General features: G+C 69.7%; 14 protein-coding genes and 1 riboswitch. Of the genes, 5 read left to right on the plus strand and 9 right to left on the minus strand.

The window, feature by feature from the left end; translation table 11 throughout:
* Position 1: 1 nt before the first annotated feature.
* Together KVY00_RS06900 and KVY00_RS06905 are read right to left on the minus strand one after the other, a co-directional pair.
* Positions 2–1,480: a sugar transferase gene (locus KVY00_RS06900; RefSeq protein ID WP_223044947.1), complete on the minus strand. Its 1,479-nt coding sequence runs from the start codon at positions 1,478–1,480 to the stop codon at positions 2–4.
* A gap of 269 nt (positions 1,481–1,749) precedes the next feature.
* The gene (locus KVY00_RS06905) at positions 1,750–4,401 is read right to left on the minus strand and encodes a LuxR C-terminal-related transcriptional regulator (RefSeq protein ID WP_223044948.1); all 2,652 of its coding nucleotides are present in this window, start codon (positions 4,399–4,401) and stop codon (positions 1,750–1,752) included.
* 787 nt (positions 4,402–5,188) lie between these two features.
* Here KVY00_RS06905 and KVY00_RS06910 point away from each other — a divergent pair.
* Together KVY00_RS06910 and hemQ are read left to right on the plus strand one after the other, a co-directional pair.
* Positions 5,189–6,346 (plus strand): glycosyltransferase family protein, encoded by a 1,158-nt coding sequence (locus KVY00_RS06910; protein WP_223044949.1) that lies wholly within the window; start codon positions 5,189–5,191, stop codon positions 6,344–6,346.
* Between the two features lie 65 nt (positions 6,347–6,411).
* Positions 6,412–7,158, plus strand: coding sequence for a hydrogen peroxide-dependent heme synthase (gene hemQ, locus KVY00_RS06915; protein ID WP_223044950.1), 747 nt, complete (start codon positions 6,412–6,414; stop codon positions 7,156–7,158).
* Between the two features lie 17 nt (positions 7,159–7,175).
* Here the strand turns inward: hemQ and KVY00_RS06920 are convergent, their stop codons facing one another.
* Together KVY00_RS06920 and ccsB are read right to left on the minus strand one after the other, a co-directional pair.
* Positions 7,176–7,688, minus strand: coding sequence for a VanZ family protein (locus KVY00_RS06920; protein ID WP_223044951.1), 513 nt, complete (start codon positions 7,686–7,688; stop codon positions 7,176–7,178).
* A gap of 3 nt (positions 7,689–7,691) precedes the next feature.
* The gene (gene ccsB / locus KVY00_RS06925; protein ID WP_449405449.1) at positions 7,692–8,693 is read right to left on the minus strand and encodes a c-type cytochrome biogenesis protein CcsB; all 1,002 of its coding nucleotides are present in this window, start codon (positions 8,691–8,693) and stop codon (positions 7,692–7,694) included.
* Positions 8,694–8,880: 187 nt separating this feature from the next.
* On the opposite strand from ccsB, the gene KVY00_RS06930 reads away from it, so the two are divergent.
* The 3 genes from KVY00_RS06930 to KVY00_RS06940 all read left to right on the plus strand — a co-directional run bounded on the left by KVY00_RS06930 (position 8,881) and on the right by KVY00_RS06940 (position 13,479).
* Complete coding sequence (locus KVY00_RS06930; RefSeq protein WP_223044952.1) at positions 8,881–10,170, plus strand: cation:proton antiporter; 1,290 nt, start codon at positions 8,881–8,883, stop codon at positions 10,168–10,170.
* A gap of 424 nt (positions 10,171–10,594) precedes the next feature.
* Complete coding sequence (locus KVY00_RS06935) at positions 10,595–11,590, plus strand: oxygenase MpaB family protein (RefSeq protein ID WP_255572813.1); 996 nt, start codon at positions 10,595–10,597, stop codon at positions 11,588–11,590.
* A gap of 29 nt (positions 11,591–11,619) precedes the next feature.
* Entirely contained in the window at positions 11,620–13,479 is a 1,860-nt protein-coding gene (locus tag KVY00_RS06940; RefSeq protein WP_223044953.1) for a glycerophosphodiester phosphodiesterase family protein, read from the plus strand.
* Positions 13,480–13,691: 212 nt separating this feature from the next.
* On the opposite strand, the gene KVY00_RS06945 is transcribed toward KVY00_RS06940, so the two are convergent.
* The 5 genes from KVY00_RS06945 to glyA all read right to left on the minus strand — a co-directional run bounded on the left by KVY00_RS06945 (position 13,692) and on the right by glyA (position 18,552).
* The gene (locus KVY00_RS06945; protein WP_223044954.1) at positions 13,692–14,684 is read right to left on the minus strand and encodes an SRPBCC family protein; all 993 of its coding nucleotides are present in this window, start codon (positions 14,682–14,684) and stop codon (positions 13,692–13,694) included.
* Between the two features lie 59 nt (positions 14,685–14,743).
* Positions 14,744–15,109 carry an ArsR/SmtB family transcription factor gene (locus KVY00_RS06950; protein WP_223044955.1) on the minus strand — a complete coding sequence of 122 codons (366 nt, stop codon included), beginning with the start codon at positions 15,107–15,109 and terminating at the stop codon, positions 14,744–14,746.
* A 436-nt stretch (positions 15,110–15,545) separates the two neighbouring features.
* Positions 15,546–16,193 (minus strand): DedA family protein, encoded by a 648-nt coding sequence (locus tag KVY00_RS06955; RefSeq protein ID WP_223044956.1) that lies wholly within the window; start codon positions 16,191–16,193, stop codon positions 15,546–15,548.
* Between the two features lie 183 nt (positions 16,194–16,376).
* Positions 16,377–17,261 (minus strand): bifunctional methylenetetrahydrofolate dehydrogenase/methenyltetrahydrofolate cyclohydrolase, encoded by an 885-nt coding sequence (locus tag KVY00_RS06960; RefSeq protein ID WP_223044957.1) that lies wholly within the window; start codon positions 17,259–17,261, stop codon positions 16,377–16,379.
* 7 nt (positions 17,262–17,268) lie between these two features.
* Positions 17,269–18,552, minus strand: a complete 1,284-nt coding sequence (glyA, locus tag KVY00_RS06965) for a serine hydroxymethyltransferase (RefSeq protein ID WP_223044958.1) — start codon at positions 18,550–18,552, stop codon at positions 17,269–17,271.
* Positions 18,553–18,600: 48 nt separating this feature from the next.
* Positions 18,601–18,685, minus strand: a riboswitch (ZMP/ZTP riboswitch).
* Positions 18,686–18,708 lie beyond the last annotated feature (23 nt).

Below are 18,708 nucleotides of genomic sequence, written 5' to 3' on the forward strand. Positions count from 1 at the left end.
CTCAGTACGCTCCTTCGCGGTGCACCATGACGCGTGCCGTGCGCCACATGATCTGCAGGTCGTTCATCAGCGACCAGTTCTCGACGTAGCTGAGATCGAGCCGCACGCTCTCGTCCCACGAGAGGTCGCTGCGCCCGCTCACCTGCCACAGACCGGTGATGCCCGGCTTGACGTAGAGGCGCCGCACCACCGTGCCGTCGTACGCCGTGACCTCGTCGGGCAGCGGCGGCCGAGGGCCGACCACGCTCATGTCGCCGCGCAGCACGTTCCAGAACTGCGGCAGCTCGTCGAGCGACAGCTTGCGCAGCACGCTGCCGACGCGGGTGACGCGCGGATCCTGCCTCATCTTGAAGAGCGGGCCGGATCCCTCGTTCTGCCCTCGCAGCTCCTCGAGCCGGGCCTCGGCGTCGACCGTCATCGTGCGGAACTTGTACATGCTGAAGCGGCGCCCGTCGCGCCCCACCCGCTGCTGCGAGAAGAACACGGGGCCCGGCGAATCGAGCTTGATGAGCAGCGCCAGCACCGGGGTGATCAGCGCGATCGCGGCGAGCGCGACCGCGGCGACGCTCACGTCGAGCCCGCGCTTGAGCAGGTGATGGCCGCCCTCGTACGAGGGGATCTCGATCTGCAGCATCGGCAGGCCCTCGACCGGGCGGAACGAGATGCGCGGGCCGACCACGTCGGTGACCTGGTTCGACAGCACGAGATCCGCGGCCGTGCCCTCGAGGCGCCAGCTGAGCTCGCGCACGAACGACGGCGCGTTCTCGGGCTGACTCGCGACGATGATCGTGTCGGCGCCCGCCTGCGACGCCACCGCGGCCACCTGATCCGCACTGCCCCGCACCTGGTACCGGCGTCCGCCGACCACGAGCGGCCCGCGATCCGCACCGAACAGCGTCGCCGCGACCACCTGGTAGCCGCTGCCGCGATCCGCCTGCAGCGTGCGGATCACGTACTCCACGTCGGCGCGCTCGCCCACCACCAGGGTGCGCGACGCGTAGTTGCCGATCCTGCGCTGCTCCCGCAGCCAGCGCCGCCACTCCCACCGCGAGAGCAGCAGCGCCACGAGCCCGATGGGCAGCGCGGCGAAGATCAGCACGCGGTCGCCGCTCCGGTCGGCGATGAGCACCGCGATGGCGACGGCGCCGAACGCGAGACCCGTGCCGTGCGCCACGCGCCGGTACTCGAGCGTGCCCGACCCCATGCAGCCGAGATCCCGACTGCGCATGACCGTGAGGGCGAGGCTCCACAGCGCCACGAGAGCGACCGAGACGATCGGCGTCGACGGCGTCATGCCCGTCAGCAGCGACTGCAGCAGCAGCGCCGCGCCCACCGAGGAGAGGATCAGCACCGTGTCCGAGGCCCGCAGGTACCACCTGAAACTGCGCTCCCAGCGGCGCCGACGCTCCAGCGTCGGTGTGCGCCGAGGCGACATCGCCACCGCACCCGCGAACGCGTCCAGACCGCTCTCCACCAGCATGCCGACTCCCCTAGCTTGCACTCCGTCGTGAATATCTGGAGTCAGGCTAGGAAGCGGACGGGCCTCCCCTGGGGCAAGTTACGCAAGCGCTACGCAGGGGTGCGCTCCGCGCGCCGCCGCTCCCTGAGCACGTCGAGGGGAACGGTCCCTCCCGCTACGCAATCCTCCGCCGCGCCACAACTTCGGAGCTCACCAGTATTTCGGATCAGATCCCCGGGGTTCGGTCCGAAATACTGGTGAGCTCCGAAATACGGGACGGCGCTCCGCACCTACCGCGACTGGTTCTCGCGCCTGAACCACTGCCGCAGTTCGTCGCGCCCGCTCACCCGCAGTTTCGTGAAGACGTGGCGCAGGTGGGTGTCCACCGTGCGCACCGAGAGGTGGAACTGCTCGGCGATCCAGCGGCTCGAGTACCCGAGCGAGGCGAAGAGCGCGATCTCGCGCTCGCGCGACGACAACTCCTCGGTGAGCGGCAGCGGCATCCAGATGCCGTACTCGGTGAGTCTCCGCGATGCCGGGGTGTCCCACCCGTCGGCGCCATCGAGCAGTTCCTCGCAGTGATCGAGCAGCGCCGACGAGAACGATGACTGTATCTCGTCGGCGAGCACCTGCAGGCGCTTGCGGTAGGGCAGGGCCTCGTTGCGACTCGCGATCGCGAGCAGCCGCAGCGCCCGCAGCTCAACGGCCTCGAGCTGCTGCGCTCGCGCCCACGAGGCGAGCTGCATCGCGAGCTCGACGGTGCCGTGATCCCCGTTCCACTGCCTCGCCTGCAGGGTGAGCAACCGAAGAAACCCCGTCATGGCCTGCGAGATGCCGTACTGCCGGTTCTCAGCCAGGCGGATCGCCTTGCGACTCGCACTATGCTCCCCGAGCGCCGCGAGCGCCAGCGAGAGGGCCGCGCTCACGAAACCCGCGATACCGTGCCGGTCGTGCGCGTTCAACCGCTCGAGCAGCCGCTCCGCTCGCTGCGCGGCCAGGCGCCACTTGCCGTCGGCGAGACTCATCAGCACCGCGCAGGTATCCACGAGACCCGAATAGTGCTCATCCGAGAACGACTGCCGCACCGCATCACCGAGAATCTGCCTCGCCGATTCGAGGGCGCCGCACCCCCATACCCCGATGAACGCGCAGAAGCGCAGCAGGTCGGCGCTGTCGGTCTGCGGCTGCTCCCCCAGGGACGCGAAGGATTCGGCGTACTCCGCGACCTGCACCGCAGCATCCCGCCGGCCCCGCTGCGCCAGGATCAACGATGAGATCGCGCGGCCCAGGGTGCGCTCCCACTCGATCGGCATGGTGCTGAAGTCCTCGGGATCCGGAACCAGCTCAGCGGCCTCCCGCAGCCGCCCCACCCTGCCGAGGAAGAGCACGCGGGCGTTGCGCACGATCTCCGAGACGCGGGCGTCCCCGTCGGCGAACTCCCGCTCGAGGCCGTCGAGCAGCGCCTCGGCGCTCTCCGCATCCCCGCGGTCGAGCGTGAGGTGCTCCACCACCGCGAGCTGCAGCTTCACCCGCAGCAGGCTGGGCACCCCGGAGGAGCGCCGGGTCCGCTCGATCGCCGCGCGCACGTGCTCGAGCGCCTCGGCCAGCCTCCGGCGATCCCCCGTGAGGCGCGCGAGCTGACTCGCCTGCTGCGCCGCGATGGTCAGCTGCAGCGTCGAGGCGTCCGCGTGCGCGGCCACCGCGAGGGCGACCCGCAGCCGCAGCCGCATCTCGTGACCGCTGCGCAGGATCTCGAGAGCCTCCCACAGCCAGCCGAGCGGCATGCTCCGATCCGCGTCGAGCCCCATCGCGACCATGCGGAAGAGCAGACGGGGAGAGCGGTAGGGATCCTCCGCCCCGAGCTCGCTCTGCAGCGCGTCGAACAGCCGATTGCTCACCTCGACGCGCCTCGCGGGCGACATCTGCTCGCGCACCGCCTTCGTGAGCAGCTGATGCTTGAGGCTCAGCGTCGGCTTGCCGCTCGCGCTCGCCCCCGAGACCAGCAGGCCGCGGTCGGTGAGGTGCGCCACGTGCACCGGATCGAGCATCTGGATGAACGCGTTCTCGAACATCGGCTCGACGTGCGCGATCATCTCGAGCGTGCGCAGCTCGCCCTCGGAGCAGGTGCTGTGCAGAAACTCCCTGAACTCGGTCGGCACGGCCTCGGCGCCCGGCAGCTCGTACACCGCGCCGCGCTTGCGGCCGATGAGCCCGCGGCGATCCAGAGTCAGGGCGAGCAGCGTGAGCGACAGCGAGTTGCCCTCGGTCACCCGGTACCAGCGGCGCAGCGTCTGCAGTTCGACGTACTCGGCCCCGAGCAGTTGCACGAGGTAGCGCTGCGCCTCGGCCACCGAGAGCGGCGGCACCGGGATCTTGCGCACCTGCGGATCCCGCGCGAGCTGCCCCGCCGCTCCGCTGAGCTGGCGCGCGGTGCCGACGACCCGCACCCGGCGGGAGCGCACCAGGCGCTCGAGCAGCATCGTCGCCATCGGGGTGTACTGGTCGAGGCCCTGAGCGATGAGCAGCGGCGTGCCGGTCTCGGCGTCGCCCTCGATCGCCCCGATGAGGCGCGCAGCGAGCACCTCGGGCTCCTCGATGCTGAAGTGGTCGATGTTCTCGAGCGCGTCAGAGGAGCCGAACAGCTCGGGGAAGTGATATCCGAAGTGAGTCGCGATGCCGGTGAGCGGATCGGCCGGCGGCCCGAGCGCGATCACCGACACCGGTTCGCCGATTCGACCGGAGAGAGCCCCCGCCGCCTCCTGGGCGAGACGATTCTTACCCGTGCCCGCTTCTCCGAGCAGCAGCACCGCGCTGCCGGGCGGCGTCAACGCCTCCAGCAGCAGTTCGAGACGCTCGGGGGTGCTGCTCTCCTCTGTTATCAGACGCGCCTCGCCGGGAACCGAGGATCCGCGCCCTGCTCCGTCTACTTCGAATAGTTCCATTACCAGACTCCCCCAGTGGGGTCAGTCGACTCCACTGCCACCTGAAAGCCCCCTCAGAGTAAGCCGGTCTTTTCATCCCCATCCCGACGTTACGTGTTTCACACTTACGCAAAGTCTGTGCCTGTGGGGCATTCCAGTCAATGCGTGTCGGATTCTTTTGTCGACCTTGTGACACACTCAACGCTCCGACCTCGGAATCTGGTGCGATCCTGTGCGAGCGCTCCTGCCTGATCCTGTGCGCGTGGGCCGCGCGAGGGGCTGCCTCCCCCTCTCCCCCTCTCCCCCTCTCCCCCTCTCCCCCTCTCTCCTTCTCCTTCCCTCCCTCCCCCTCCCTCCCCCTCTCCCCCTCTCTCCTCTCTCCTCTCTCCTTCCCTCCTTCCCTCCTTCCCTCCTTCCCTCCCTCCTCCTTCTCCTGCGCCCTCTTCTTACTTCCGCCCCTGCCTTCCCCTCCCCAAAAGAATCGAGATGACGCGTATTGCCCCTGTCGACGGCCACGAAGGGCCTTACGCGTTATCTCGAGCGAGGAGGAAAGTCGTGAATACAGTGCCGGTGCGACAAAGGGTCGTGAGAAGATCACGGGGAACCGTGTCAAGATGATGGCAAGGTCATAGCGATTCGAAGGAGAGTCATGGCCGAGCACGCACCCTCGCACGACGCGGATCCCGCCCGGGGTACCGGACCTGGGCGCCCGGGCTCCCCTAGCACGGGTTCACCGGGGACGAGCTCACCGAGAGCGGCCTCACCTGGAGCCGACGACCCGCCTCGAAGCCTCGTGATCCTCAGCTCCGTGAAATGGAACTTCGCCTGGCAGCGCCACCACTCGCTCGCTCGCGCCGCCGCCGAGGCGGGCACGGCGGTGGTCTTCGTCGAACCCCATCTCAGAAGCGTCAGGCAGATCCTGGCGAGGCTCGCCCGCATCGCGCGCAGAGGGGGCGGAGCACCGCCGACGCAGCAGGTGCCCGGGGGAGTGCGGATCCTGCCCTGGTCGCCCATCGACCTGCTGCCGGGGGCCACGCTGCGCCGCATCCGACGCCGCCTCGGTGCGGTCGGTTCCCTCGGCGCTGCCGGTACGGCCGGGGCCTTCGGCTCCACCGGCCGCTTCGGCTCCACCAGCCGCCCCCGCTCCGCCGACGCTCCCGACGCCCCCGACCCCGAGAACCTGATGGTGCTGCAGTACGTGCCGTCGCGCCGCAGCCTCGCGCTCGCCCGGCAGCTGCGACCGCGGCTGCTCGTCTACGATCGCGTGCTCGACTGGTCACGGGTGCCGGCCGACTGGTACCCGCCCCGCCACTGGCAACGGGTCGAGGCCGCCCTCGAGCGCGAGGCGCGGCTCTCCACCGACTCGGCCGCCATGCAGCGCGAGTGGCAGAACCGCGGGCTCGACTCGCTGCTGATACTGCCCGCGGCCGACGACGAGTTCGTGCGCCACGAGTGGGCGCCGCCGCGGTCCGGAGCCCCCATCGGCTACTTCGGAACCGTGCAGGAGGGCATCATCGACCTGCCCGCGATCGCCGAGATCGCGCGCGAGCACGCAGTCGAGATCGTCGGCGAGGTCGACGAGGCCTCGCGCGCGGCCCTGCTCGAAGCAGGGGCGCGGCTCGCTCCCCCGGTTCCGGTCGCAGAGCTGCCGGCGATCATCGACCGCTGGAGCGCGATCCTGCTCCCCTACCGCGTCGGCGACCGCAAGGACACGCTCGTACCCGCCAAGATCTGGAACGCGCTCGCCAGCCGCCGACCGGTGCTCACCCTCGGCTTGTCGCTGCCCGAGCAGATCGCCAGGCACACCGTGCCGCTCGACGGCGCGGCCTCGATCGCGGCGGCGGCCGACACGGCGATCGAGACCGCCGAGCCCGCCCCGCGCAGCATCCCCACCTGGGCCGACGCCTGGCAGAGGCTCGTGGGCTTCGCTTCAGGCTCTCCCCGACACCCTGAGCCATCGCGGTGAGGTGAGCGCGCGCCGGGCCCCGCGCGCCTCTTGCGTCGGCCCGCGCAAGAGAGCACGATGAAGACATGAACTCATCGCCGCTCCACGCCGTCCCCGACCGCAACAACGCCATCGACGTCGACTTCGAGAACGGCGCAGAAGAACCGGCGTTCACGCTCTTCGCGGTGTTCCGGGTCAGTTCGTCTCACCCCCTCTCACTCGACGGGCGAGACGTGCCCGAGGCGGTGCAGGAGCTCGAGGGTGTCATGGAGGTGATCGAGGACGAGGGTGTCACGCTGCGCGGCTGGTACGACGTGAGCGGCATGCGCTCGGACGCCGACCTGATGGTCTGGCTGCACGGCACCGCAGCGGAGGATCTGCAGTGGGCGCTCCGCGAGCTGCGCCGCTCAACGCTGCTCAGGCCGCTCATCCGCACCTGGAGCGCAGTCGGCGTGCACCGCGACGCCGAGTTCAACCGCGGCCACCTCCCCGGCTTCGTGCGCGGCGTGCCCGCCCAGCAGTGGCTCGCCGTCTACCCGTTCGTGCGCTCCCCCGAGTGGTACCTGCTGCCTCCCGAGGATCGCCGCGCCATGCTCGCGGAGCACGGCCGGGCGGGCGCGCAGCACACCGGGGTCGTGTCGAACACGGTTTCGGCCTTCGCGCTCGGGGACTACGAGTGGCTGCTGCCCATGGAATCCGACGACCTCACCGAGCTGGTCGACATGATGCGGGATCTGCGCGGCGTCGACGCCCGCAACTACGTGCACCTCGAGACCCCGTTCTACACCGGGCGCCGCATCGAGCCCGTCGAGATCATCGAGGTGCTGCAGTAACGGATCCCGGCGAGCCCTCAGCGAGCGGTGGCGGTGTACGAGCGCCGCGCCGCCGCCTCGCGCAGCAGGCGCTTGTCGCGCGCGGCGACGCAGATGCGCAGCAGCACCGCCAGCCCCACCCCGATCCACGCCCCGACCGAGTTCGCGAGCACGTCGAGCACCGTGGCGAAGCGCGCGGGCAGCAGTATCAGCTGCGCGAGCTCGGCACCCATCGACATCGCCATGCCCACGATTCCGGCGATCCACGCCCGCCCCAGCGGCAGCAGCAGCGCGGCGAAGAATCCCAGCGGAACGAACATCACGATGTTCGCCGAGAACTCGAGCTTGCGGTACCCGAACCACTCGGGCACCCCGTGATCGTGCAGGAACAGGAGCACCTCGCGGACGAGCGCCCGATGGTTCGAGTCGACCGGATCCGGACTCAGCGTGATCAACCCGACCAGCACGGCCCCCGCGACGAACCCCAGCAGCGCAACCCAGATGCGAGCGGTGATCAGCGGGCGCCGCGCCTCGGCTCCGGGGCCCGGCATCGCTTACAGCCCTGAGTAGGCGTGCAGGCCCTTGAAGAAGACGTTCACGATGGTGAAGTTGAAGATCACGGCCGCGTAGGCGATGACGTTCAGCCACGCCGAGCGGGTGCCGCGCCAGCCGCGCGTCGCCCGCGCGTGGATGAAGCCGGCGTAGAGCACCCAGATCACGAAGGTCCAGACCTCCTTGGTGTCCCAGCCCCAGTAGCGGCTCCAGGCGCGCTCGGCCCAGATGGCGCCCGCGATCAGCGTGAAGGTCCAGAAGACGAAGCCGATGATCGCGAGACGGTAGGCGAGATCCTCGAGCCGAACCGCGTTCGGCAGGCTCGCCAGGAAGCGCACCCCACCCGGCTCACCGGCAGCGATGCGACTGTCGCGGCGCGTCTGCATCAGCTGCAGCACCGAGAGTCCGAACGAGAGGGTGAGGAACGCGACCGCCAGCACCGCGACCAGGATGTGGATCACGAGCCAGTAGGAGTCGAGCGCCGGCTGCAGCGGCACGATCGACACGTAGTAGTTGATCTTGGTGACGCCGAGGAACAGCACCGCCATACCCGTGATGAGCGTTCCGAGGAAGCGCAGGTCGACGAAGAACTGCACGAGCAGGAAGACGAGCACGATCGCGCAGGTCGCCGTCAGTGCGAACTCGTACATGTTGGCCCACGGCACGCGCCCCGCCGCGATGCCGCGCAGCACGGTCGCCGCGAGGTGCAGCACGAAGGCGAGCACCGTGAGCGAGAAGCCGACGCGCAGCGAGCGGGATCGGGGCTGCTTGACTCCGGTGCCGGCCGGGCTCGCCGTGCGGGTCTGCGTCGCCTGACGGGTCAGGGTCGCGACGCCGCCGGATCCGGCAGCCGCCTGCTGCTGCGCGGCGCCGCCCGCGGTCGCCCGCGCGGCATCGCCGCTGCGGTTCGCGAGGTCGACCGCGTAGAAGACGAACGCGATCGAATACACGATCATCGCCGAATACAGCGCGATCGTCGAGTAGTGTTCCAGCTCACTCAGCACAGTGCCTCAGGATACCCTGCGTCCCTGTGAATCGCGCCCCGCCACCTCGCCGCGCACCCGGTGAGGAGATCCGCATCCAGGCGGGTGGATCCCGCGGCATACTCCCGTCTGGATGCGGATCTCCTCATTGGGCAAGGCGCAGGCGCCCCCGCTCAGTAACATGAAGGATCAGCACGAGAGGATCCCAGTGAACGAAACCGAACTCGCCACACTGCTGGTGCCGCTCGTCGCCGTGGTGGCGCCGCTGCTCGCGGCACTCGTGCGACGCGCCGTGGTGATTCCGCTCGTGGTGTTCGAGATCGGCCTCGGCATGCTGATCGGGCCCTCCGGACTCGGCTGGGTGAGCGACGGGCCGATGCTCGAGGCGCTGTCGAACTTCGGACTCGCGGCACTGTTCTTCATGGCGGGCAACGAGATCGATCCGGCGTCGCTGCGCGGCGCTCCGGCGAGGCGCGCGCTCGGCTGGTGGGGTGTATCGGCCGTGCTCGCGCTGGCGGCGGGCTTCGCCCTGGGATCCGATCCCGCGGCCGCCGTGATCATCGCGATCGCCCTCACCGGAACCGCCCTGGGCACCATCATGCCGATGCTGCGCGACGCCGGCCTCACGCGATCGCCCCTCGGCCGCACCATCTCGACCGCGGGAGCGATCGGCGAATTCGCCCCGCTGGTCGCGATCTCGATCTTCCTGAGCGGACGGCAGCCGCTCGCGGGCACCCTGGTGCTCGTGCTGTTCGCAGCGATCGCCGCGGCCGCGTTCTGGCTCGCGGCACGCGGAACGCATCACTGGCTGCGGCGCATGGTCTCGCTCACGCTGCACACGAGCGGGCAGTTTGCGGTGCGCTTCGTACTGCTGCTGCTCGCCGCGCTCGTGTCGCTCGCCATCGCGCTCGGCGTCGACTTCCTGCTCGGCGCGTTCACCGCGGGCATGCTGGCCCGGGTCGTGCTACGCGGCGGCGATCCCGAGGAACTGCGCACGATCGAGGCGAAGCTCGACTCGGTCGCCTTCGGCCTGCTCGTGCCGGTGTTCTTCGTGGCGACGGGCGTCAGCTTCCCGCTCGCGGCGCTGCTCGCGGATCCGCGTGCGCTCGCACTCGTGCCCGTGTTCGCGCTCGTGATGCTCGGGGTGCGGGGCGTGCCGGGATGGTTCGCTCCGGCACGCGGATCGTCGCTCAGCGACCGTCGCACGGCCGCCCTCTTCACGGCGACCACGCTCCCCCTCGTCATCGCTGCGACCGGTATCGGCGTCGACAACGGCGTGCTCGATCGCACGACCGCCGCCGCGATGGTGGGCGCCGCGCTGCTCACCGTGCTCGTGCTGCCCGCCCTGGCGCTGGCCGGGCGGGCAGGGGGCGGGGTCGGCACTGGGGGCGGTGCCGGGGCTGATGCCGACGCGGGTGGTGCCGGAGCTAGTGCCGGAGCGGGAGCTGGCTCAGTGGCGGAGGCGGATCCTGGCGAGATCGCCGAGGCCCACGAGTAGCCCGGCGATCCGCCGGCACTGATCCACCGCGCATTCCCAGGGTGCCACCGCGCGCTGCCGGGGTGCCGCCGCGCACTCCCGGGGTGCCCCGCGCCCCTTCCCGCGCGCCCAGTACCCGCTCCTCACGCCCCGCCCCAGCACCCGCTCCTCACCCCGCCCGAGCACCCGCTCCCCACGCCCGACCTAACCGCACCGATCTACCTTCAAGCACACAGATCCTCCGAAAATCGGTGCTGCTGGGAAGATCGGTGCTGCTGGGCAGATCTGCGGCGTTCGGGGTGCGGTTCCTCCTCGAACCCATAAACATAGGCTAATCTTGGACACCATCCAATCAAAGGTCTGAACTCCGCACCTCGCCAGGTAAGCGCCCGACCCTCGGGGCTCCAGGCACGCCACCGGTCAACCCGCTCGACAGAGGAACACCATGCGCAGCACCCGCAACGACGCTTCGACCCGCACCGCAGATACGACCCGCACCGCGGATTCGACCCTCACGGCAGATCCGAGCTTCGCCGGCGGCTGCCCCGTCGCCCACGGCGCTCGGATGGATCGGGATCCCGATCGATCCGCCACCACCGACGCACCGGGCGATGCTGCAACGCTCGACCACGGATACTTCGGCCCCGGCAGCATCAGCTGGCGCATATTCTCGGACCCCAGCTCGAAGCTCGGCGGAGTCGCCGCCCTGCTGCTCCAGTCGCTCAACCCCATGATGATGCGATTGTTCGACGGCACGAGCGGATACGCCTCCGACGCCGAGGGTCGCGCCGAGCGCACCGGGCGCTACATCGACACGACGGTGTTCGGCGACCGCGCACACGCCGATGCCGCGGGCGAGGCGGTGCGGCGGCTGCACGCGGCGAGCACCTGGACCGACCCGCGCACCGGCGAGGAACTGCGCGCCGACACGCAGGAATGGCTCGCCTGGACCCACAACGCCATCGTCTACGGCGTATTGCGCGCCGCCGACGCGTTCGGCCCGATGCTCACCGTCGCCGAGCAGGATCGCTTCGTCCTCGAGCAGCACGAGGCCGCACGCATCGTCGGCATCACCGATGCCGCGCTGCTGCCGGACAGCCGCGCCGAGCTCGACCGCTATATCGACGACAACCAGATCTGGATGGCACTCACCCTGCCCGCCGCAGAGCTCTCGCGGGAGCTGCGCGCTCCGGCACTGAGGGGCAACCCGGTCAAGGTGTGGGCGGCGGTCAACATCCAGGACGGCATCCTCTCGCTGCTGCCCGAATGGGCGCGCCTGCTGTTCGGGATCGACGGCCGACCCATGAATCTGCGCGCGGCCGCCCGCGTCACCCGCCGGCTCACCGCCGCGGCGCGCGCCGGGCGCTCCAGCAACGAGCTGATCTCGGAGGTGACGGCGCGCGTGCAGACCCACCCGTATCGCAAAGTGCGCCGACGCTGATCCCGATCACCCGTTCCCACACAGAGACCATGCAGCTTCAGACTCCGTCCACATTGAGCGTGCGGCGCACCGCAGCAGCCCTCCTCTCCGATGGATGGGCGCTCGTGCGCGCCGGGGGCGCCCGCCTGGCCGGCCTGATCCTCGTCTCCCAGCTCGCCATCATGGGCGTCGCGCTACCTGTGATCGGGTGGCTCTTCCGCGAGGCGCTGCGCGCGGGCGGCATGACAGGCCTCGATCTCGGCGCGCTCGATCCGCAGCGCAGCTTCACGCTGACGATCGCGCTCATCGTGGCGATCGTCATCCTGGCGTTCTGGCTGATCTCGATGCAGTTCACCGCGCTGCTGGTGATGCTGCAGTGGCCCGGCATCGGTCTACGCGGCTTCGCTCGCGAACTCGGGCGCGTCGCACGCAAGCTACTGCGCCCGGGTTCGCTGTCGCTGCTGCTCTACCTTTTCCTGCTGCTGCCGCTCACCGGTTTCGGTTTCACCTCCGCTTTCACGCGCGGCATCGCGATCCCGTCGTTCATCTCGGGCGAGCTCCTCAAGAGCACGTCTGGCGGCGTCGCGCTCACCGTACTGTTGGTCGCGCTCGCGCTGCTCAACGTGCGCCTCGCGCTCACGGTGCCGATCTTCGTGCTCACCAGCGGAGGCCGGGCCGCACGGTGGAGCTGGCGGCTGACCCGCGGACCGCGCGCGTCACTGCCGCTCGTGCTCTCGATCGCGGCGGTGCTGCTGCTCGGCGGTGTCGCCGCGATCGCACTGACGATCACGGCGATGGTGCCGGTCGCTCTCTCCGACACCATCGCCCCCACCGCCTCGCCCGTAGTGGCCGCCTACTCGCTGGGAACCGCGCAGGTGATCGGGATCCTGCTCAGCGGCCTCGTGACCGCGTTCGTCGGCGCGATCCTCATCGCACGGGTGCGATCCGCGTCGCAGAACGACCCCCTGTTCCCGCCGCTCGCGACGCCGCCCGCCGGGGCACCGCATCACCGTGGCATGCCCGACCGCTCCAGCCGACCCTCGCGGCGCCCGGCCCTCCTCGTCGGATCGCTCATGATCCTCACCGCGATCGGCTTCGGCACCGCGGCGATCGACACGCTGCAACGCCTCTCCGACGTACCGGACACCCTCGCACTCGCGCACCGGGGCTTCTCGGACGGCGGCGTCGAGAACACGATCAGCGGGCTTGAAGCGGCGCACGCAGCGGGAGCCGACCTCGTCGAGATGGATGTCATGCAAACAAGGGACGGAGAGTTCGTCGCCATGCACGATGCGACTCTCGGGCGCCTCGCGGGGCGTTCAGACTCGGTGAAGGATCTCACCCTCGCCGAGCTCACCGCGATCACGGTGCACGACATGCGGGGGCACGAGGATCTGATCCCGAGCTTCGCCGACTACGTCACCCGAGCGCAGCAGCTCGGAATGCCGCTGCTCATCGAGATCAAGCTCGGCGGCGGCGAAACCCCCGACCATGTAGAGCGGCTCGTCGATGAGCTCGAGCGGCTCGACGCCCTCAAGAGCAACATCTACCACTCCCTCGACGCGCCCAGCGTCGACCGACTGAAGCGGCTGCGCCCCGACCTCACCGTCGGCTACACGATGGCCTTCGCCGCGGTCGCCGCGCCTAACACCCCGGCCGACTTCATCGTGCCAGAAGAGTGGAGCGCCACCGACGAACTGCAGCGCTCCGCCGAGGAGGCCGGCCTCGGTTTCATGGTGTGGACGGTGAACGACGAGCCCGGCATGCGCGAGTTGCTGCGGCGCGGGGTCGACGGGATCATCAGCGACCACCCCGACGAAGTGCTGGAGCTTCGCGCCGGAATGCAGCAGGAGACCGGCCTCACCGACGTGCTAATCGACGCCCTCGCCCGATTCGTGACGGTGGTGTAGAGCAGGCCGATCCTGCGCCGTGCCCCCCGCCGTGCGCGCCGCCCCGCTGCCTCGCTCCTCGAGCTCGCTCCACCGGTTTGCCCCGCTTGCTCCTCACCCCCCGACCTAACCGCACCGATCTACCTTCAAGCACACAGATCCTCCGAAAATCGGTGCTGCTGGGCAGATCGGTGCTGTTGGGCAGATCCGCGGCGTTCCTGGCGCGAGCAGCCCTACCCCGCGAGCACCTCACCCTCGAGCCGTGCGTAGCTCGCCTCCATGCCGTCGACCATGCCCGTCGCGAGGATCATCTCGCGCGTCTCGGCGTCGGGATAGGTGATGAGCAACGAGAGCAGAGTGCCGCCCTCCACGGGTGTGAGCGTCATCTCGTTGAGCGTCTCGGGGCTGTTCGCGGCGTCGGGATCCTCGGGGGTCCACATCGCCTCGGTCGTGACCGAGCGATACGGAGCCGAGACCTCCTTCGCGACCCCGGTGAACCCGAAGCGCTGCCCGTCGGCGGTGTTCTCCCAACCGCTGCGATACCGCTGGCCCGCCTCGGTCGCGACCTCGCAGACCGGCATGCTCCAGCCGTCGGGGCCGAGCTGCCAGCGGCGCAACAGTTCGGGATCCATGTGCGCCCGCCACACCTGCTCGACCGTGCCGCGGATCACCCGCGACACCCGCGCCTGGGTGTCGCCGATCAGCTGCAGCTCGGCTCCTCGCCCCGCAGCGAACGAGGCGAGGTCTTCCAGCACCGCGTCGATCTGCCCCATCGCCTCGCGCATGCCCTCGACCTGCCCCATCGCCAGGATCTGCTCCATCTCCTCGAGCGAGCCGAAGTGGCTCGTGATGGTGACCCGCGACCCCAGGGCGGTCTCCGCGAAGTCGAGCACCATGCGCCCCTCCGGCAGGTCGGTGTTCGGCGTGCCGTCGTCGTGCGCGAAGCCGTCGCGCACCTCGAAGGAATCCGGTGCGTCGACGGACACCCACCGCCAGTAGCCGTGGAACCGCTCGCCCTCGGGGCTCGTCATGTAGTACTGGCTCAGGCCCCCCGGGTGGGCGTCGTGCCGCAGGAAGGTTGCGGGGTACTCCGGCGGGCCCCAGAACCGCTCGAGCTGACGCGGGTCGAGGTAGGCGTCCCAGAGGCGGCGCTTGGGGGCGGTGAAGTCGGCGATCACGGTGAGCGTGAGGGCGTCGGGATCTGTGGTGACTGCGGTGACGGGCATGGTGCTTGCCTTTCGGGATCGGGTTCGGGATCGGCGCTGCGTCGCACCGTCCCCGTGGTTCAAGATGCGGGTGGGTCTTCTGCGAGGAGTGCGTCGAGTCGCTCGACGCGTCCGCGCCAGATCTGCTCGAAACGGCTCAGCAGCTGCTGAGCGCGGCGGATGGTGTTCGGGTTGCCACGGATGATGCGCTCCCTTCCTCTGGGAATACGTTCGACGAGGTCGGCCGCCTCGAGCACCGCGATGTGCTTCTGCACGGCCGGGAACGACATCTCGTATCGTTCGGCGAGCTGCGAGATCGAGGCCTCGCCGTCGAGCGTGCGGCGCACGATGTCGCGTCGCGTCGCGTCGGCGAGGGCCTTGAAGATGCGGTCGATCTCGTCGTCGGTGAGGTCGAGATCGAGGCTCGCGGCCCGCCCGGTGATCATTTCTTCTCCTTCCCATAATGTGCAACCATTTGGTTGTATGTTATGCCGCGCGGAAGCCCCCGTCAACCCTTTTGATGCACTCCTGCGTGAGTCCGCGCGGGCCCTCACGAGCGAGTCAGCGCGCGGCACCACACGAGCGCTTCACCGCCGACCTTCTCTCGCCCCCGGGGTCACTTTCGTGCGTGTCGCTGCGGGCGACACGCACGAAAGTGACCCCTATTCCGCGACACGCACGAAAGTGACCCCGCACCAGGGCGAGGCGGGACCGGACGAGACCGGACGGGGCGAGGGCGGGCAGACGCGGGACCGGGCGAGGCAGGGCTGGGCGGACCGGACGCGATAGGACCGGACAAGACCGGACAGGGAGGGGTCGTGCAGGTCGGGGCCGGGCACGCGGAAGCCCGCGTGGGTGCAGCCGCGGAGGGACGCGCGCCGGTCAGGAAGCGCGTTTGCGGCGCGCGTTGCGCACGAGACGCGCGATCACGAACCACAGCAGCAGCGCCAGGATGATCACGATGATCGCGTCGGAGAGCAGCCCGCTCCACTGCTCGAGCACGGGCTTGATCGCGGGCCCGAACGCGTAACCGAGGCCGATCCAGATCCCGTTCCAGACGCCGGATCCGACAAGCGTGTACAGGCTGAACCTCGCGATCGGCATGCGCTCGATCCCTGCCGGAATCGAGATGAAGGATCGCACGAGCGGCACGCATCGGCCGAGCAGCACGGCGGTGCCGCCCCAGCGCGCGAAGAACGCCTCTGCCCGATCGAAGTCGTCGTGGTCCATGAGCGGGATCCTGCCCACCACCCGGCGAGTGCGGTCGCGCCCGAACGCAGCGCCGATCGCGTACCACACCCAGGCGCCGACGAGCGCGCCGAGCGTCGCCATGACCCAGGCCAGCCAGAAGTTCAGGCGCCCCTCGTAGGCGAGGAACCCCGCCCCCGGCAGCAGGGCCTCGGACGGGATCGGCGGGATGAACGTCTCCAAGAACACGGCAAGACCGACGCCGAGCTCCCCGATGGTCTCCATCAGGTTCAGGATCCAGCCGACAAGGCCCTCGTACTCGGCTCCGGGGTGCGTCTCCATCCGCAGCAGACTAGCAGCCGGAGCCTTGCGGGCGCGCGGGTGCCCGGCGCTTCGCACGATTCGGGGAGGAGATCATGTTTCAAGCGGGTGCCGCCCCAGGAACACACCCGCTTGAAACACGATCTCCTCCCTGGGCCGCTGCCTCAGAGGCCCGAGAGCCGAGAGCCGAGTGACCGCCGAACGCTACGCGTTCTGCGCCCGCTCGGCCATCTCGACCACGTTCTTCAGCAGCAGCGCGCGCGTCATCGGGCCGACCCCGCCGGGGTTCGGCGAGATCCAGCCCGCCACCTCGGCGACCCCGGGGTCCACATCCCCCACCACGCGGCTCTTGCCGGTCTCGGGGTCGACCTTGCGCGACACCCCCACATCGAGCACGATCGCGCCGGGCTTCACGTTCTCGGCGCGCACGATGCCCTCGACGCCCGCCGCGGCCACGATCACATCGGCGCGACCCAGCTCGGCGGCCAGATCCTGCGTGCCCGTGTGCGTCAGCGTCACGGTCGCGTTGTACTCGCGCCGCGTGAGCAGCGGGCCGATCGGGCGCCCGACGGTCACACCGCGCCCCACGACCACCACGTGCTTGCCCGCCCACGAGAGGCCGTTGCGCTCCACCAGCTCGATCACACCGCGCGGCGTGCACGGCAGCGGCGAGGCGATGGGCGAGTTGGCGTTGAGCACCAGGCGCCCGAGGTTGGTGGGGTGCAGGCCGTCAGCGTCCTTGTCGGGATCGATGCGCTCGAGGATGCGATCCGTGTCGATGTGCTTCGGCAGCGGCAGCTGCACGATGTAGCCGGTGCACTCGGGGTCGGCGTTGAGCTCGTCGAGCACGGCCTCGAGCTCCTCCTGCGACACCGACGCCGGCAGTTCGCGCTTGATCGAGGCGATGCCCACCTCGGCACAGTCGCGGTGCTTGCCGGCGACGTACCACTGCGAGCCGGGATCCTCGCCCACGAGCACGGTCGCAAGACCCGGCTGGATCCCGCGCTCGCGCAGCACCGCCACGCGATCGGCGAGCTCGGCCTTGATCGCCGCGGCCGCGGCCTTGCCATCGAGAATGTTCGCGGTCATGCGCGGCTTACCAGGTCTCGAGGCCGGGGTACAGCGGGAAGGCTTCGGCGAGCGCGGTGACGCGCGCCTGCAGCGCCTCGATGTCGCCCTGCTGCTGCAGCGTGAGCGCGATGATGTCGGCCACCTCGGCGAACTCGGTGTCGCCGAAGCCGCGGGTCGCGAGCGCGGGGGTGCCGATGCGCAGGCCGCTGGTGACCATCGGGGGACGAGGATCGAACGGCACCGCGTTGCGGTTCACGGTGATGCCGACGGCGTGCAGCGCGTCCTCGGCCTGCTGGCCGTCGAGCTGCGAGTTGCGCAGGTCGGCGAGCACGAGGTGCACGTCGGTGCCGCCCGTGAGCACGTCGACGCCCGCCGCCTTCGAGGCCTCGCTCGTGAGCGCCTCCGCCAGCAGCTTCGCGCCCGAGAGGGTGCGCACCTGGCGATCCTTGAACTCGTCCGTGGCCGCGAGCTTGAAGGCGGTCGCCTTCGCCGCGATCACGTGCATGAGGGGGCCGCCCTGCTGGCCCGGGAACACGTTCGAGTTGAGCCGCTTGTAGAGCTCGAGGTCGTTGGTGAGGATGAAGCCCGAGCGGGGGCCGCCGATGGTCTTGTGCACGGTCGAGCTCACGACGTGCGCGTGCGGCACGGGGCTCGGGTGCAGGCCGGCCGCGACAAGGCCCGCGAAGTGCGCCATGTCGACCCACAGCGTCGCGCCCACCTCGTCGGCGATCTCGCGGAACTTCGCGAAGTCGAGCGTGCGCGGGTAGGCCGACCAGCCGGCGATGATCACCTTGGGCTTGTGCTCGAGCGCCTTCGCGCGCACCACGTCCATGTCGACGAGCATGGTGTCGGGATCGACGCCGTACGAGACGACGTTGTAGAGCTTGCCCGAGAAGTTGAGCTTCATGCCGTGGGTGAGGTGGCCGCCGTGGGCGAGCTCGAGGCCGAGGATCGTGTCGCCGGGCTCGGCGATCGCGCTGAGCACCGCGGCGTTGGCGCTCGCGCCGGAGTGGGGCTGCACGTTGGCGTACTTCGCGCCGAACAGCGACTTGGCGCGCTCGCGCGCCAGATCCTCGGCCACATCGACGAACTCGCAGCCGCCGTAGTACCGGCGACCCGGGTAGCCCTCGGCGTACTTGTTGGTGAGCACGGAGCCCTGCGCCTCGAGCACGGCGCGGGGCACGAAGTTCTCGCTCGCGATCATCTCCAGCGTGCCGCGCTGGCGGTCGAGCTCGTTCTTCAGCACCTCGGCGATCTCGGGATCGACCGTCTCGAGCGGCTCGTTGAAGAATGCGGACTGGGTGGACATTGTGTGCTCCTTCTGTTCCTGCCTCCGCGCACACGGAGATCTCCAGAAAAATACGACCCAGGCGAGCGGCCAATTGATGCGATTCGTCGTTCCCCGATGGTGTCCCATCTGCACGCCAGTCACGACGGCACCCAGTTTAGCGCGGATCCACTACCC

The sequence above is a fragment of the Leucobacter tenebrionis genome, assembly GCF_019884725.1.
GTDB lineage: Bacteria > Actinomycetota > Actinomycetes > Actinomycetales > Microbacteriaceae > Leucobacter > Leucobacter tenebrionis.

Bases quoted from the DNA above. Each gene is read 5' to 3' on its own strand.
- KVY00_RS06900 (WP_223044947.1), bottom strand. From the start codon at position 1,480: ATGCTGGTGGAGAGCGGTCTGGACGCGTTCGCGGGTGCGGTGGCGATG.
- KVY00_RS06905 (WP_223044948.1), bottom strand. From the start codon at position 4,401: ATGGAACTATTCGAAGTAGACGGAGCAGGGCGCGGATCCTCGGTTCCC.
- hemQ (WP_223044950.1), top strand. From the start codon at position 6,412: ATGAACTCATCGCCGCTCCACGCCGTCCCCGACCGCAACAACGCCATC.
- KVY00_RS06920 (WP_223044951.1), bottom strand. From the start codon at position 7,688: ATGCCGGGCCCCGGAGCCGAGGCGCGGCGCCCGCTGATCACCGCTCGC.
- KVY00_RS06935 (WP_255572813.1), top strand. From the start codon at position 10,595: ATGCGCAGCACCCGCAACGACGCTTCGACCCGCACCGCAGATACGACC.
- KVY00_RS06940 (WP_223044953.1), top strand. From the start codon at position 11,620: ATGCAGCTTCAGACTCCGTCCACATTGAGCGTGCGGCGCACCGCAGCA.
- KVY00_RS06945 (WP_223044954.1), bottom strand. From the start codon at position 14,684: ATGCCCGTCACCGCAGTCACCACAGATCCCGACGCCCTCACGCTCACC.
- KVY00_RS06950 (WP_223044955.1), bottom strand. From the start codon at position 15,109: ATGATCACCGGGCGGGCCGCGAGCCTCGATCTCGACCTCACCGACGAC.
- KVY00_RS06955 (WP_223044956.1), bottom strand. From the start codon at position 16,193: ATGGAGACGCACCCCGGAGCCGAGTACGAGGGCCTTGTCGGCTGGATC.
- KVY00_RS06960 (WP_223044957.1), bottom strand. From the start codon at position 17,261: ATGACCGCGAACATTCTCGATGGCAAGGCCGCGGCCGCGGCGATCAAG.
- glyA (WP_223044958.1), bottom strand. From the start codon at position 18,552: ATGTCCACCCAGTCCGCATTCTTCAACGAGCCGCTCGAGACGGTCGAT.